Below are 15,909 nucleotides of genomic sequence, written 5' to 3' on the forward strand. Positions count from 1 at the left end.
GCTTTTTATGTGCTTGGTCATTTTGATGAAGCAAGCGATTTTCTGTAATTGATAGGTTTGGGGGTAGGGTTATTGTTGGAGAAATGAAAATAGGAGGTGCATTTTGTTGGGCATGGTTGTCGTATTCGTTTATAGGATTGCTTCGTTCCTCGCAATGACGAGGTAATTGCTTTTTATGTGCTTGGTCATTTTGATGAAGGAAGGGATTTTCTGTAATTGATAGGTTTGGGGGTAGGGTTATTGCTGGAGAAATGAAAATAGGAGGTGCATTTTGTTGGGCATGGTTGTCGTATTCGTTTATAGGATTGCTTCGTTCCTCGCAATGACGAGGTAATTGCTTTTTAGATGCTTGGTCATTTTGAGGAAGGAAGGAATTTTCTGTAATTGATAGGTTTGGGGGTAAGGTAAGTGTTGGAGAAATGAAAATAGGAAGTGCATGTTGTTGGGCATGGTTGTCGTATTCGTTTATAGGATTGCTTCGTTCCTCGCAATGACGAGGTAATATTGCATTCCATTTATGGTAGATTACTTCTTATACGCGTCATTCAATCCTTTATTGGACAAAATAAGGGGTCTGATTTTCTCAATTCGGGTCCATTTAGTGGCATCTCTTTTTGCAGCAGCAATAAACTCCATAAACTCGTTCTGTTTTGCAGGCGTAAACTGCAAAAAATGCTCCTCAAGTTGCTTATCCTTTTCCAGAACCTCTTGAAGTAGGGCATCTACTACCTTCTTTTTAGGCGATGGTTTTAATTGTAAGCCCAGATTTACATTTTCTATCGCCTCGTTGATGTAAGCGAGTATCAGTGTTTCATTAATTTCATTCATTGCAGAAAAACGCCATTGCCGTAAGGCTTTAGTAGCTTCCTCGTTGGCATTAATAAGCACCTGAGCCGGGTCGTTTAGAAACACGCCTTGGTAAAACCAAAGCGTAAAGTGGTTTTTAAAACCCACAATGCCTACCACGTTTTTCCCGTTGTGGGTAAACACAGGCACGCCCCACTTCTTCGTCTCTGTGAGTTGGGTTTTAGCAATAATGGCATGAAGAATTTCTAACTCTTCATGCCATTTTGTTGTCCCATTATCAATAGGTTGCTTGTCTTCCAATTTATTTCTTGTTTATCAAGACCATTTTCTTGTCCTTTTTTTCTTTTTTCTTGTCGCCTTTCTTTTTATCTTTTTTAGGCTTCTTGTCAATCGAACTGTTTGCCTCTAAAGCTTTTAAATCAGTAGATGCAGTCAGTTCAGCGATGCGAATAATTACGTCGACCGCTTTTTGCATGCTTTCAGCCGGAAGGTATTCGTATTTACCGTGAAAATTATGTCCACCAGCAAAGATATTAGGGCAAGGAAGCCCCATGTAAGAGAGCTTAGAGCCGTCTGTACCGCCACGAATTGGCTTTATAAGTGGCTTGATGCCTACATCTTTCATTGCCATTTCGGCTAAATCAACGATGTATTTCATTGGTTCTACCTTCTCTCTCATATTAAAGTACTGGTCTGTGATTTCAACGGAAACGATGTCTTCACCAAACTGTTTTGCGTACTTTTTATTGAGCTTATCGGCTAATTTTTGTACTTTTCGTTTGCGTTTTTCGAAGCTTTTAGGGTCAAAATCACGAATGATTAGCTCTACAATGCTTTCCTCGATGCTTCCATCTAAATGATGCACGTGATAAAAGCCTTCATAACCGGTTGTTTCTTCGGGAGTTTCGCCTTTAGGCAACTTACTTACAAATTTATTGGCAAGCAGCATTGAATTTATCATTTTACCCTTGGCATAACCCGGGTGAACGCTCTTTCCTTTGAAAATTAATTTGGCTCCAGCCGCATTAAAGTTCTCGTATTCCAACTCACCCACTTGACTTCCGTCCATAGTGTAAGCCCATTTGGCACCAAATTTCTCGACATCAAAAAGGTCGGCACCTCTACCAATTTCCTCATCGGGTGTAAAGCCTACCATGATGGTTCCGTGCTTGATAGACGGGTTTTTAATAAGGTGTTCCATTGCCGAAACGATTTCAGTAAGTCCTGCTTTGTCGTCAGCACCCAGTAAAGTCGTTCCATCGGTCGTAATAATGGTTTGACCTTTGTACATTAATAAATCCTCGAAGTAATTAGGAGAAAGTATGATGTTTTGTTCGGCATTAAGTACGATATCACCACCGTCATAGTTGGTTACAATTTGCGGACGTACGTTTAAACCTGTAAAATCGGGCGTTGTATCAAAGTGAGAAACGAATCCAATAGTTGGCACTTCGTGGTCTACGTTGCTAGGCAAGGTTCCCATGACATACCCGTTTTTGTCTTTTGAAACGTTTGTCATTCCTATATCGGTCAACTCTTTTACAAGTAAGTCAGCCAGGACGTGTTGTTTCATTGAACTTGGTGTAGTGTCTGAATTGGGGTCTGCTTCGGTATCAATTATCGCATAACTGATAAAACGGTCTATTAAATGTTGCATTATTCTATTATTTTTAAAGATTGATCGTGTTATAAAAGACAAAGATACGTTTTCGATACTTTGTGTGTGTAGTGATTTTTACTTTTTCTGCGAAATAGGGGCTGCAAGGCAGGATTCAGGGATACCAAAGGCATCTACAAGTGCCACGGCATCGGGTCGAATGTCCCAACACAGTTGGTTTACCGTTTTACGAATGGCTACTGTTTTTACCGTTGTTAAATAGTCGTTTTCCAGATACCATGCTTTGTTTTCGTCCATCGTTGAAAGCGCAAATAGTTGGGCTAATTTGGTCAAGATTGCTTTTGCGGAAGCGTCACTTGTAGCAGCAATCTTGTCGAGAAACTGCTCAAGAACTACCCGTTCTAGATAAGCCTTGGTAACATCAATTAGTTGATGTTGTGCTACATTAAAAGCATCGTAAGGGTCGAGTCCAGAGTCTATTAACTTCTTTAATCTTTTAGCAGCCGATGTTACAATTTCGTGCTCTCTGTAATAAAATGCATTGATGTGAAATGCGGGGTCCAGCAGGTGTTGTTCATTGGTGTCCCGTGTAATAAAAGGGTTTTTCTCACTCAAATAAACCTTGGTTTGGTTCCATACATAGCTTACTTTGTCCATTGCATTCATGTCAGACACTTGTTTTCTGAAGACTGACAATCTATTTTTTGCTACCAGTTGCATTAATACGGTGTTATCGCCTTCAAAAGTGGTGTACACATCCGTATCATTCTTAAGAGCGTCTATTCGATTCTCACTCAAGTAGCCTTTACCGCCACAAGCTTCGCGGCATTCCTGAAGCGTTGCTGTTGCAAACCAAGTGGTGTAGGATTTAAGTCCGGCAGCAAGGGCTTCAATTTCCTGCATTTCTTCCGGTTTTTTGTCAATGAATCGTTGGGTGAGGTAACGCAGTGCAAAATGTAAAGCATAGGCCTTCGCTAAAGGAGGAAAGAGGCGTCGTTGGTGCATACGGTAGTTCAAGATGGGAATCTCTGAGCCTCCTTCTGGGCCAAATTGTCGCCGCTGGTCGCCATAACGAATTGCAATGGCAAGCCCCGACTTTGCTCCTGAAAGTGCCGACCGTGGAATGCCTATTCGACCGCCTACAAGGGTGCCAAGCATGGTAAAAAAGCGTCTGTTGTCACTAGGAATCGGACTTGAGAAGGCGCCATTTTCGTCAATAGTAGCAAATTTGTCAAGCATGTTGTCGTAAGGGATTTCAACGTTGTGAAAAGACAAGGTACCGTTGTCTACCCCGTTAAGCCCCATTTTTAAACCGCAATCGCCAATGGTTACATTGGGCAAAGAGGCGCCATTTTCGGCACGAATGGGAACTATAAAGGCATTCACGCCATAATCAACGTCGTCAATGATAAGTTTGGCAAAAACAGTTGCCATTATTCCGTGATTAGCAGCGTTACCAATGTATTCCTTTTGGTCTTTTGGCGTAGGCGTGCTGATTAAAAAGGTTTTAGTGGCGTGATTGTAGGTGGCAGTGGTTTGCAACCCTTTTACATTAGAGCCGTGATTGGTTTCCGTCATGGCAAAACAGCCGGGAAGTTCAAGTGAGCCTACTTTAGCGAGGTATTTTTTGAAATGCTTTTCTGTTCCAAGCGAGTTGATGCTCATTCCCCACAATCCAAATTGCACTCCAAACTTGATGACTAAACTTAAATCGTGAAAACTGAGTGTTTCCATGATGGCAAAATATTCTGCAAGGTTGCCACCACCGCCATATTCTTTGGGATAGGCACGATTACCAAGGTCACGTTGGGCTAAAATGCGGCACCATTCTAACACTTTTTCACGGTAAACGGTTACATCAGTTGAAGTTTCGTAAGTAAATGCCTTACTGCTTATTACTTCTTTGACTTCGTTGATTGCATTGGCAACACTTCCGTCTAAAATGGCGGTTAGTGTGGGTACATCGAATGTAGAGTTGGTTTCGTAATTGTACGTTTGATTTTCTTTATTAGCCGTAAATAATTTTAAGGCTTCAGCGCCTAAAATACCGAGGTTTTGTTCGAGTACTTCAAAAGCACTTTGGTGTGCAATCAAAGAGTGGTCTTGTGATACTTTGAGTTGCAAATCAAACAGACTTAGCAAGGTAGGATTAACGGCTACGGTTTGGGCTATTTCGGCACGCCACGCGTTTAATTCGATACGCGATGGGGGTGAAGCCAAATGAAGTTGGCTCTCTAAGAACGTTCTTTCGTCCTCAGAGAGCCAACTTTGCTTTTGAATAAAGCGAGAGAGTATATTGAATTCGTCGGCAGTGAGTAAATCATCAGACCATACGATGTATATTAAAGGTAAAAACAGACGGGTCTTAGGTGTTGACATAAAAATGCTTTTATAAGTTGCCTAAATTTAGACAATATATAAAAGCACTAATTTTAAAGAAGTGTTAATTAAGTTCCTTTTCTTTTTTTCGTTGAAAGGCACGTAAGGATTGCAATGCCGTTTGTTGTATTTTTCGTTTAAAGAAAGGTGTCCAGCCTAAGAGTGTGCCTTTAATGCCTAAGGCCTGTTTGGACCAATGGTAAAGGTCAAAAGTATCCGTATGGCGAATGATTAAACCGTCCTTGAATTCAAATTGAGCGTGCACTACGTTTCTCACATGGCGGTTGGTGGTGCTAAAAGTGTAATTAGCAACCCAATCTACGCTTCCCGTTGTACCATTAGAGACCACGTTGCTGAATTTTATAATAAGCTTGCCGTTACTTTTGGCAATGAGCATTTCCCACATGTCCCGCACGTCCTTACTTTCCAGGGTGCCGAAAACGGGATCTTGAAACACGACTTCGGGATGGTAACAGCTGTTCATGGTATCGCTATTGGCGGCAGCAAAACCAGAATAGAATTCTTCGAGAATTTGTTCGTTGGGTTTCATATTTAGTTGAATAATTGATTGATTGCTGCAACGGTGTCAAAAGTTTTGTCAGGCAAGCCAAAAGAGCGAATCCTGTTACTTGCGGTAAAGAAACCGGTAGGACTGGAAAAGTCGGTGGCGTTTCCAATGATTCTAAAACGGACATCGGTGAGCTTTAGTTTCTTTAATAAAGCCACCTCAGTTGGTGTAATGACATAAGACGCTTGTATATTCTTACCTGAAACGCTTCGGATATTTTTGTCCGTGCATGTAATTACATTCCCGTCTTCCAGAAAGAGGTAAACGTTGCCACCAATGTAAAAAGAGGGGTCTGAAACTTGCAGTTGCAGTTGTACGATGCCGCCTTTATTGTCTTTATTGATTTGTACGTCAAGAATTCCTGAATAACTGTAGGAATCACTCATAAATGACCACGATGGAGTGGAAAGAGAGGCTTTCTCTTGTGCAAATGCTGTAAAAGCGAAGGTTAAAGAGAGGAAAAGGTACTGAAGTAGTTTGGTCATTTGGGAGTTGTTAATTGAATTTATCGACCCAATCCGTAGATTTTATGGCAGACACTTTCTGGTTTTTGTCCATAGTGACGCGTAATTCTTTGGTCACGAAGTCGCGTTCGTATTTGGCTTTGTAGCGAAAGGTATAGCTGCCGTCTCTATTGTTTTTCAGTACTTCTGAAAGATAGATGTCTTTGAAATCTCCGTATTTCACACGGAATTTATGGCACACCTTGGTCAATCGTTCTTGAGTGGTATTGCTGATTACGGATGCCGTAGCTTCGTCAGTAGTAAAGGGTTTAAATTTAGAGGTGTTGCAGGTCATTAAAATGCGTTTGCCTAAGGAATAAGCCTTTGACTTTAGGTCGGAAGGAATTGTCTCAGGAGCTGTAACGGAAAAGGTGGGACGTTTTTCTTCAACGGCCTTTTGTTTAGTCTTACAGCCAATGAATAAAAGGATGCAGGTTAATAAAAGTAGTCTCTTCATTGTGTATTAAGGTTTGTTTATTTTTTAAATTTAACATTAATTGGTTAATTTAAAAGCAAAGACGCCTAAAATAACTTTTCTTTAAGAGATGAAACGTTCTTAGAGGAGCGTAAAACAGCGTCTGATATAAAGAAAACGGGTATTCGTACCTTCACTTGTGCAAGATGCTTATATTTGTGTTCTTATAATCACTCAAAAATATAATTCAATATGATGAAATTAAACACCTTTGCAGGAATTTTTGCAGCAGCCACGTTATTTGTGTCGTGCAAGAAGGAAGAAGACAAGACTGTGGACAAAGAAAAGACCACTGTTGAGGCTCCATTTGAATACGAGGCAGAACAATTTGCAGATATTAAAGTATTAAGGTACAAAATATCCAATTGGGACAACTTGACATTAAAAGAAAAGGAACTCGTTTACTATTTGACGCAAGCAGGTACGGCTGGACGTGACATGATGTGGGACCAAAACTATAAACACAACTTAAAAATTCGTGCAGCATTAGAACAAATCTACACGGCGTATGCAGGAGACAAGAGTAGTGCAGATTGGACGAACTTCGAAATCTATTTAAAGCGGGTATGGTTTGCCAATGGGATTCACCACCATTATTCAATGGAGAAAATCAAGCCTGATTTCAACCAAGAGTACTTTGAAACCTTGTTAGCGGAGACTAAAACGACATTAGCACCTGAAGTAGTTGCAGTATTGTTTAATGATAAAGACACTAAGAAAGTTAACTTAGATGAAAGTAAAGGTTTAGTAGAAGGTTCTGCAATTAATTTTTACGGAGACGGAATAAAAGCGAGTGAAGTGGATGCTTTTTATAAAGCCATCAAGCCTATTGACAAAGACCGTCCGTATTCTTACGGATTGAATTCAAAATTAGTGAAAAATGCTGCAGGAAAATTAGAAGAGAAAGTGTGGAAAAGCGGCGGCATGTATGGTGCAGCGATTGACAAAGTGGTTTATTGGTTGGAAAAAGCAAAAAAAGTTGCCGAAAACCAGAAACAAGGCGATGCACTTGGACTTTTAATTCAGTACTATAAAACTGGCGACTTAAAAACATGGGATGATTATAACATAGCTTGGCTTCAAGCGACAGAAGGGAACATTGATTACATTAATGGTTTCATTGAAGTGTATAACGACCCTCTTGGAGCTCGTGGTTCGTACGAAAGTGTGGTTCAAATTAAGGATTTTGACATGTCAGCTAAGATGGAAAAGATAGGTCATGAAGCCCAATGGTTTGAAGATAACTCTCCGCTAGACCCAAAGCATAAAAAGAAAAATGTAGTTGGTATTTCTTATAAAACAGTTATTGTTGCAGGTGAAGGTGGGGATTCCTCTCCAAGTACACCTATTGGTGTCAACTTACCAAATGCAGATTGGATTCGTGCAGAACACGGTTCGAAGTCGGTATCACTAGGAAATATCGTAGAAGCGTATAACAATGTAGGAGGCTCAGACCGATTAAAGGAGTTTGCCAATGATGCAGAAGAAATAGCATTGGAAGAAAAGTATGGAGAAGCAGCGGATAAGTTGCACACGGCTTTACATGAAGTAGTAGGGCATGCTTCAGGGCAAATCAATGCAGGAGTAGGGACACCGAAGGAAACTTTAAGAAGTTATGCTTCTACTTTAGAAGAAGGACGTGCTGATTTAGTGGGACTGTACTACTTGTATAACTCTAAAATTCAAGATTTAGGTCTTACAGACAACTGGAAAAACACGGGTATGGCAGCTTATGACGGTTATATTCGAAATGGATTGATGGCACAATTGGTTCGTTTAGAGCCAGGAGCTGATATAGAGGAAGCACACATGAGAAACCGTCAATGGGTGAGTGCTTGGGTATTTGAAAAAGGGAAAAAAGACAATGTGATTGAGAGAATTACTCGTGACGGTAAGACGTATTTTAACATTACTAATTATGAGAAGCTTCATGAGTTGTTTGGGCAGTTGTTAAAGGAAACACAACGTATCAAATCAGAAGGTGATTATAAAGCAGGTAAAGCTTTAGTGGACAATTACGGTATTAAAGTAGACCAGAAGTTGCATAAAGAAGTGCTAGAACGTAATGCTAAGTTTAAGTCGGCTCCTTATAGTGGTTTCATCAATCCTTTATTGGTCCCAAAGATGGATGATAAAGGAGCGATTATCGATATTGAAGTAACACAACCGGCTTCATTTGCAGAACAGATGTTGTATTACTCTAAGAACTTCGGTTTTTTACCAATGGAGAATTAATATACTATAAGACATAGATTGAAAAGGGAAGCTGATGCTTCCCTTTTTTTATGTCCGTAAAGTAGGACATTACCGAAGGGAAAGAAATATCTTTGTACCCGAAACTATTACACACTTAAATACCGCAATTTCATGGAAGTATTAGGCTATTTCGCATCCCTTTTTATTGGGATTTCATTAGGGTTGATTGGAGGAGGAGGAAGCATCTTGACGGTGCCTATCTTGGTTTATTTATTCCATGTAAATCCGAAATTAGCAACGACCTATTCGTTATTTATCGTAGGATTAACGGCTGCTTTTGGAGCAGTTCGGCATTATAAGATGGGTAATATTGAAATTAAGTCGGCAAGTTACTTTGCAATTCCGTCTCTTATGACTTTATTGGTCGTTCGTAAGGTTATATTGCTTCGTATTCCTGAAACAATAGCGTTTGGCACGTCATTTTCCATCAGCCGAAGCATGATAATCATGGTACTCTTTGCTGTATTAATGATAATGGCGTCGTATTCGATGATTCGAACACAAAAAGCGGTAGTGAAGGAAGCTAAAGTGGAACCGATTCAGCTTATAACGATTGGGGCCATTGTAGGAATCATCACTGGTTTTCTTGGAGCAGGCGGAGGTTTCTTGATTATTCCTGCCCTTTTGTTTTTTGCACGAATGAAGATGAAACAAGCGGTGGGAACTTCGCTATTAATCATTGGCTTTAACTCTCTTTTTGGCTTTCTTGGCGATGTATTGAATGGTGTTGCGATGGATTATACGTTTCTACTTTCTATAGCTTTCATTGCGGGAATTGGAATCTTTATTGGCACGTTCTTATCTAAGAAAATTGACGGTGCAAAGTTAAAACCTATCTTCGGATGGTTTGTACTAATTATGGGAATCTATATCATTGCTAAAGAACTTACTTCGTAATACCAATTACCGTTGATAGGCCAGTCTACAAGAAAGTGGGGATTCACTCAAAAGACTGTTAGGCATAATAAGAGCTTCTCTAGATGTTGCTTCAAGAGCACTAAAGGACAAAAAAGAATTTGTTCAACTTAGAAATGCTTAAACTTAGTATGCTTTAGAATACGTTTCTTTCTCTTTCAATAGGGTAGTGGTCGTTCCGTCGTTTACTTTGAATAAAGTAGGTAAGGTCTCGCGTTTTTTAGATTTTTGTAAATAAATAATAAGATGTAAATGCGGTCCGGAACTGTAACCCGTGTTTCCACTTAGTGCAATGACTTCTCCAGCGGTTACGGCATCGCCCAGTTTAGGAAGTACACCGTTTCGTTTAAGATGTGCATATTCTGCAAAAGTACCGTCACTGTGGAAGATGGTTACGTAGTTGTTGTATTTGGCACACTCTTTCTTTGGGCAAGCCAACACATTGTTTTCAACGATTGCCACCACAATACCATCTCGAACCGCTGTGATTGGAGTACTTACCGGCATCGTAAAATCTAAAGCATTTTCGTTTTGATGGGAAAAACTTCCGTTATAACCTTGATGCAACGTGAACGAAGCGCCTTTCTCGAACGGTAATGCATAAGCAAAGTCTGTGTCAAAGTCGGATTTATTAGCATCTCCTAAGCTATAAGAATACGTATAGCCAAACTTACTTGGTTTGAACTTATCCAATGATGCTGCAGTAGTTAGCAATGTTTTCTTACTGTTCTTATTTAGTAAAAAAGTAGCTTGTCCAGAACCTTCTAATTTGATATTCTTGAGTTGGAAGTCAATGACCACCGTTACGATGCAATGTTCAGGGTTGTCAGCGTAAACAGCAAAGCCCTCTTTGGTTTGTTCCGTGTAAACTTTGACACCTTTTTGAGCATATATAGTACCGCTAATACATAAAATGAAGAAGAGTAGTAATTGATTTCGAAATGAATTCATGTTTTTTAATTTAGGTTAGCAAGGAAAAGCAAGCATTGATTTCAGAACCACGGCATTTCAGATACTTTGAAAATAGATATGACTAAAACACAATCCGACTTTTCCTAAATGTCTACCCGCACAGTAATATTGATGGTGCTTTAGTTTGTACTTTTTGCTCGCTTATACAGTTTCACGCCTTCGTACCAAATTACTGATCCAAAACCAATGGATACCGCTAAAAGTAGTTGCAGACTAGTGAGCGAAGTAAAACCAAAAAAATCGGTAAGAGAAGGAACAAAAAGCAACAATGCAGTAATAGCAATGGTTATGCCAATCATCAAGGGTACCAAATTATTCTTATATTTTAACGTCGTTAAAATGGAATAGTAAAACGAACGATTGACTAAGGTCAGGATAATATTAGCGGTAATCAAAACAATAAAGACCATGGTTCTAGTAACTTCTTCACCTAAACCTTGATAAACGGCATATTGATAAGTCAGTAAACTTCCCAATGTAATCGCTAAACCTTGAACAATGCTTGTGGTTAACTCACTCCAGTTGAAAAACGAAGTGGCCAGAGGGCGAGGCTTTTGCAACATCGTATTTTCTTCCATCGGCTCGTTTTCAAAAATGATAGAGCAGGTGGGACCCATAATAAGTTCTAGAAAAATAATGTGTACCGGCGACAAAATATTTGGATACATCCATCCTAAAGCCAGCGGAATAAAAACAGTAAGGATAATCGGGATGTGTATAGAAATGATGTACTGAATGGCTTTCTTCAAGTTGGTATAAATGCGTCGTCCCATTGCCACAGCGTCTACCATCTTCGACAAATCATCGTCTACGAGTATTAAAGAGGCAGCCTGCTTGGCTATTTCGGTACCTTTTTTACCCATTGCAATTCCTATATGTGCCGCTTTTAAAGCTGGACCATCATTAACACCGTCTCCTGTCATGGCAACAATTTCACCATTGGCTTTAAGCGCGTTGATGATGCGTAATTTTGCATCGGGAAACATTCGGGTAAAGATGTTTGTGATTTTTACTTTCTCTTGCAGTTCCGTATCGGAGAGTTGCATCAGTTCAGTGCCACTCATGCTGTTTTCATAGCCTTTAAATTCGATTTGTTTTGCAATGGCTGTAGTTGTTTCGGCATTATCTCCTGTAACAATTTTGACTTGTATACCTGCTTCGTAGAAGTGTTGCAGCACTTTGCTTATGTTCGCTTTCGGAGGATCGTAAAACGCAACAATACCTTGAAATATAAAGACTAATTCTTGTTGTGTAGCTGGAAAGTTATTTCCTATAAAAGAGCTTTCTCCAACACCCAAAACACGATAGCCTTCAGACGTAATGCTTTTTATAGCCTGGTTAATCTTTTCCTTATCAGTCACCGATAGATTGGATACCTGCATCAGAGCTTCTGGGGCACCTTTAGCGGCAATAATGCGTGTCCCCGAATTATTTTCAAAGAAATGTGTCATCATGGGTGGCTTCCCACCTAAAGGATATTCATGAATCATCTTGAAATTAGGGCGTTCGTCTACAAGTGTAAACTTGGCGTAAGCATCATGCAGCGCCACTTCCATAGGGTCAAAAGGAATGGGTTCACTCGCCCACATGGCTGTTTGTAGCAACTCTTTTTCAGCGGCATCGGCATTCTCAGGATTTGAAATACGTGAAGAGGATAAAGCGAACACTTTGGCAAGCGTCATTTTATTTTCCGTAATGGTTCCTGTTTTATCGGTACAAATTATGGTGGCAGAACCCAATGTTTCCACGGTTTTCATTTGTTTGACCACCACACCTAATTTCATTAAACGCAAAGCACCAATAGCCATAAAAGCCGTAAGCGCCATCGGAATTTCCTCTGGCAAAATACTCATTGCTAATGTCAATGCTTTTAATAAACTGTCTAAGAAGTCGTAGGAATTGAAATAGTTAATGCCCCAAACAATTAGAAATACTATTGCTCCAGCAATCACTAATTTGGTTACAAAACTATTAATTTGAAGTTCAAGGGGTGTTTTTTCAGTTGCTATATTATCTAAGCTTTCGCCAATTTTACCCAACTTAGTTGCGTTTCCAATGTGAGTAACGGTCGCTATTGCCAAACCACTGCCAACCGTCGTGCCTTTATAGACACTATTGTCTTCGTGTAGTTTATCTTTAAAAACGACAAAAGATTCCCCAGTAAGGATGGATTCATTAACCGAAAAGTCGTTGGAGTGAATGATAATTCCATCTGCGGGAACAGAGGAGCCTTCCTCAACAACTAGTTTGTCGCCAATAACTAATTCTTCACTTTTAATGGGCAACGTGACACCATTTCGTATCACCATGCATGTGGGTTGCGTAAAGTCTTTCAGCTTTTCTAACGCATTCCTACTTTTAGCGTCTTGGTATAAAGAAATCACTGATACAATAACAATTGCAGACAACAAGAAAACGCCATCGCCAATTTGTCCACTTATGAAATAAATGAGTGAAGCCACGAGTAGAAGGATAATCATAGGCTCTTTTGCAAGGCTTTTTAATGCTTCAAACACGCCGTTTTCTCTTTTGAATTTTAACGTATTACTTCCAAAATTTTCCCGTGAACGAAGTACTTCTTCGTCTGTTAAGCCTTTGATATCAAAATTATTTGCCGACATGATTTGGAGTATTATTAATCTTATTAGTGTAAAAGTAGGTTTTATTATGCTGTGATTTGATACGTAATTTTAATAGTTGAAAAGTAAGTTATTATAATGCGGTTGTGGATAGTGGTAGTACCTCAAATATTCTTAAAATGCCTAGCTGAAGAGGTTACTTTTTTAACGTATTTTATTCTATAACTAAAAGTCTAAAACATATAACAACTTAGATATATATTTAGTGCAATTTCGTATGCAGCTATTGTGGCACATTAATTGGCTTAAAGCGATTAAAAAGATAAATATATTTTATCATAAATCTACGACCATGAAAACATTAAAGTTATTAGTATTTGGACTGCTGTTCATCACGAGCACACAAGCTCAAGTTACCGTGAACGTAAATTTAGGAACACCTCCAGTTTGGGCACCAGCTAAACCCGTTGTAACTCAGTATTACTATCTTCCTGAAATCGATACTTATTATGACGTTCCCGCACAACGTTTTATTTACATTAAAAAAGGAAAATGGGTTAGAGCAGAAAAACTTCCAGTTCGATACAGCGGATATAATTTGCGAAATGGAAAAGTAATTTACCTTACTGATTACCGAGGAAGTAGTCCCTATGTGTATCACAAAAAACACAAAGTAAAATATGTAGGTAAAAAATACAAACCTGCAAAGAAAGCGCATGTAAAAGCAAAACATGATAATGGCAAACACAAAGGTCATAAAAAGCAGTCTGAAAATAAAAAACACGACGATTAAATAGTCATTTAGTTACATCACGTAGCGATTAAAATAATTCCCCTAGTGACTTTGATAGATTTTGAAAAACACCCTTTATATGAAATAATTTTCATCAAATAGAGCGTGTTTTTGTTGTTGTAGCTTCATTTAGTCTACCGCTATAGGTTAAATTACTTCTATCTAGAGGGATTATTTTTCAGTTGGCAAATTCATTTCATTTAATTGTAAATCTACTTTCTTCCATTTCGATTTATCCATTGCCACAGTGTCAATGTCGGAAGTCCATTGCATAAAAGGAGCGATGTCATAAATTGCAATAACTCTGTCGTTGTAACCAAATTGAAATCGGTTGGCACGCATTTGAACGTCAATTGTTTTATTTTGATTTTGGATGTTGCGGTACAAAACGGTTTGCGTTTTCCAATCGCCACTCCAAGTAATAAATGCTTTTAGAAAGCATGCAGTTCCCACTAAAACGAAGGTAATAATTATGGACTTATTGGTTTGTAATTTTTTAAACAGATGCCCAACAATCACTACGAATGAAGAAGCAGCAAAAAACAGAAAAAAGAAGTGTACCCGATAATCACTAAGGTGAAAATCAGTATAGCGGTTGAGTAACACTATACTTGCGGTTATTACAAAAATAAGATACAGACTTAGATGTAAATGTTTCATTTGGATGTGATTTTTTTAATTTGGTGATTTTATGCATAAAAAGGTCGATGAAATGAATAGTACTATTTTACCGATTTTAACATACGTTCATGGTAAAGATATACAATAGTTACCTTGTTTAATGCTGATTATCGGAAAGATTTGAAAGTAATTATTGAAGTAGAAATGAGCGAAAGGATTATGAAGGAAACATTTACTTTATCAAATCTATTTCACTCATTTTAATGGATTTTATAGGGTGACTAAACTGATAACTATTCAAATGAAGATGTTTTTTCAACGTTACTTTGTTTATCCACGTACAATTTATTCACGATACCCATCAGAATAGCAACTAGTGGAGTTGCTAATAAAACACCCCAAAAACCAGCCAAAACACCCATTCCTACTTGCCCAAAAACGAGTAAACCTGGAGGCATGCTCACCATCTTTTTCTGAATTAAAGGTTGTGTCACTGCACTTTGTATAACTTGAATAGCAGTATATAACCCTACCACTAACAATGCTGTTTCTGGACCTTGCATTAATGCCAAAAGTGTGGCGGGAACCAATGCTATTATGGGTCCAAAATTAGGTATAAAGTTCAGCAAACCTGCTAACAAAGCCAATGTTAATACCAACGGCATTCCGAGTGCCCAAAGTCCTAAACCGCTTAAAACAGCAATGAAGAAAAACCCAAAAATCTGTCCTTTTAACCAATTTCTAAGCAATACTGCTAACCTGTCCCACAAATCACCAGCCTCTTTTTTACCTTTTGGCCGGATTAAGTGAATTAATCCACGACGGTAAACGCCTGGATTTGCTGTAAGGAACATACCTAAAAGTACAATGATATAGAAATCACTCAATATACCAAATGTCGAAGAGAAAAAGGCCTTAATAGTGCTACTTGCCTTACTAGAGTCCAAGGAATTAGTTGAATAATCTAGTAATTTTTGCCCCATAGGCTGACGCTCTAACCATTCTTTGGCGTTTGCTAAGGTATCGGGCAACGTGTCTGATAATTCACTTATTTGAGAACTCAATCGGGCACCAACAAACCAAAAGAATAAAACAAGTACTACTAAATTAACCACTACGGACACAATTAGCGACGCGCTCTTGCCCATGTTTATTTTACAGTTCAACAATGAAGCACAACCATGAAAATAAACCGACATCAAAACACCTGCGAAAACAAGTAGTAGCAGGTTAAAAAGCGTGGTAAATACAAATATTCCAATGCCTATTAAGGTAATTATTCCTGCAGTAATCCAAACTTTCTTCGTGAATATTGCGGTAATTTCGTCTGCGTCTTCTTCTTGTTTAAGTTTGTTTTCATTCATATCTTACATTTTATTTTGAGTTAATGTTGAACGTTATCATTTAAATATGTCTTTTTTTA

At 38.8% G+C, this 15,909-nt stretch carries 13 protein-coding genes; 3 read left to right on the forward strand and 10 right to left on the reverse strand.

Going from position 1 to position 15,909, the window contains the following annotated elements; all coding sequences use genetic code 11:
• Positions 1 to 525 precede the first annotated feature (525 nt).
• From ACQ5J2_RS12160 to ACQ5J2_RS12185, 6 genes are all read right to left on the reverse strand, one after another.
• Complete coding sequence (locus tag ACQ5J2_RS12160) at positions 526 to 1,107, reverse strand: YdeI/OmpD-associated family protein (RefSeq protein ID WP_432670737.1); 582 nt, start codon at positions 1,105 to 1,107, stop codon at positions 526 to 528.
• Between the two features lies 1 nt (position 1,108).
• Positions 1,109 to 2,464, reverse strand: a complete 1,356-nt coding sequence (gene pepT, locus ACQ5J2_RS12165; protein WP_432670738.1) for a peptidase T — start codon at positions 2,462 to 2,464, stop codon at positions 1,109 to 1,111.
• 78 nt (positions 2,465 to 2,542) lie between these two features.
• A complete protein-coding gene (locus tag ACQ5J2_RS12170) occupies positions 2,543 to 4,804 on the reverse strand; it encodes an acyl-CoA dehydrogenase (RefSeq protein WP_432670739.1) in 2,262 nt (753 codons plus the stop codon).
• 64 nt (positions 4,805 to 4,868) lie between these two features.
• Positions 4,869 to 5,354 carry a nuclear transport factor 2 family protein gene (locus ACQ5J2_RS12175; protein ID WP_432670740.1) on the reverse strand — a complete coding sequence of 162 codons (486 nt, stop codon included), beginning with the start codon at positions 5,352 to 5,354 and terminating at the stop codon, positions 4,869 to 4,871.
• Between the two features lie 2 nt (positions 5,355 to 5,356).
• A complete protein-coding gene (locus ACQ5J2_RS12180; protein WP_432670741.1) occupies positions 5,357 to 5,857 on the reverse strand; it encodes a hypothetical protein in 501 nt (166 codons plus the stop codon).
• A gap of 10 nt (positions 5,858 to 5,867) precedes the next feature.
• Entirely contained in the window at positions 5,868 to 6,332 is a 465-nt protein-coding gene (locus ACQ5J2_RS12185) for a hypothetical protein (protein ID WP_432670742.1), read from the reverse strand.
• Positions 6,333 to 6,545: 213 nt separating this feature from the next.
• Here ACQ5J2_RS12185 and ACQ5J2_RS12190 point away from each other — a divergent pair, with 213 nt between their 5' ends.
• Positions 6,546 to 8,585: a dipeptidyl-peptidase 3 family protein gene (locus ACQ5J2_RS12190; RefSeq protein ID WP_432673312.1), complete on the forward strand. Its 2,040-nt coding sequence runs from the start codon at positions 6,546 to 6,548 to the stop codon at positions 8,583 to 8,585.
• Positions 8,586 to 8,717: 132 nt separating this feature from the next.
• Positions 8,718 to 9,503, forward strand: a complete 786-nt coding sequence (locus tag ACQ5J2_RS12195; RefSeq protein ID WP_432670743.1) for a sulfite exporter TauE/SafE family protein — start codon at positions 8,718 to 8,720, stop codon at positions 9,501 to 9,503.
• A gap of 144 nt (positions 9,504 to 9,647) precedes the next feature.
• On the opposite strand, the gene ACQ5J2_RS12200 is transcribed toward ACQ5J2_RS12195, so the two are convergent.
• Positions 9,648 to 10,472: a M23 family metallopeptidase gene (locus tag ACQ5J2_RS12200; protein WP_432670744.1), complete on the reverse strand. Its 825-nt coding sequence runs from the start codon at positions 10,470 to 10,472 to the stop codon at positions 9,648 to 9,650.
• Between the two features lie 140 nt (positions 10,473 to 10,612).
• Positions 10,613 to 13,114: a cation-translocating P-type ATPase gene (locus tag ACQ5J2_RS12205; protein WP_432670745.1), complete on the reverse strand. Its 2,502-nt coding sequence runs from the start codon at positions 13,112 to 13,114 to the stop codon at positions 10,613 to 10,615.
• A gap of 310 nt (positions 13,115 to 13,424) precedes the next feature.
• Here ACQ5J2_RS12205 and ACQ5J2_RS12210 point away from each other — a divergent pair, with 310 nt between their 5' ends.
• Positions 13,425 to 13,865 (forward strand): hypothetical protein, encoded by a 441-nt coding sequence (locus tag ACQ5J2_RS12210; protein ID WP_432670746.1) that lies wholly within the window; start codon positions 13,425 to 13,427, stop codon positions 13,863 to 13,865.
• A gap of 171 nt (positions 13,866 to 14,036) precedes the next feature.
• On the opposite strand, the gene ACQ5J2_RS12215 is transcribed toward ACQ5J2_RS12210, so the two are convergent.
• The gene (locus ACQ5J2_RS12215) at positions 14,037 to 14,525 is read right to left on the reverse strand and encodes a hypothetical protein (RefSeq protein ID WP_432670747.1); all 489 of its coding nucleotides are present in this window, start codon (positions 14,523 to 14,525) and stop codon (positions 14,037 to 14,039) included.
• A 254-nt stretch (positions 14,526 to 14,779) separates the two neighbouring features.
• Positions 14,780 to 15,850 carry an AI-2E family transporter gene (locus ACQ5J2_RS12220; RefSeq protein WP_432670748.1) on the reverse strand — a complete coding sequence of 357 codons (1,071 nt, stop codon included), beginning with the start codon at positions 15,848 to 15,850 and terminating at the stop codon, positions 14,780 to 14,782.
• Positions 15,851 to 15,909 lie beyond the last annotated feature (59 nt).

Origin of the sequence: Flavobacterium sp. SM2513 (assembly GCF_050908145.1) — a bacterium.
Classification (GTDB): Bacteria; Bacteroidota; Bacteroidia; order Flavobacteriales; family Flavobacteriaceae; genus Flavobacterium.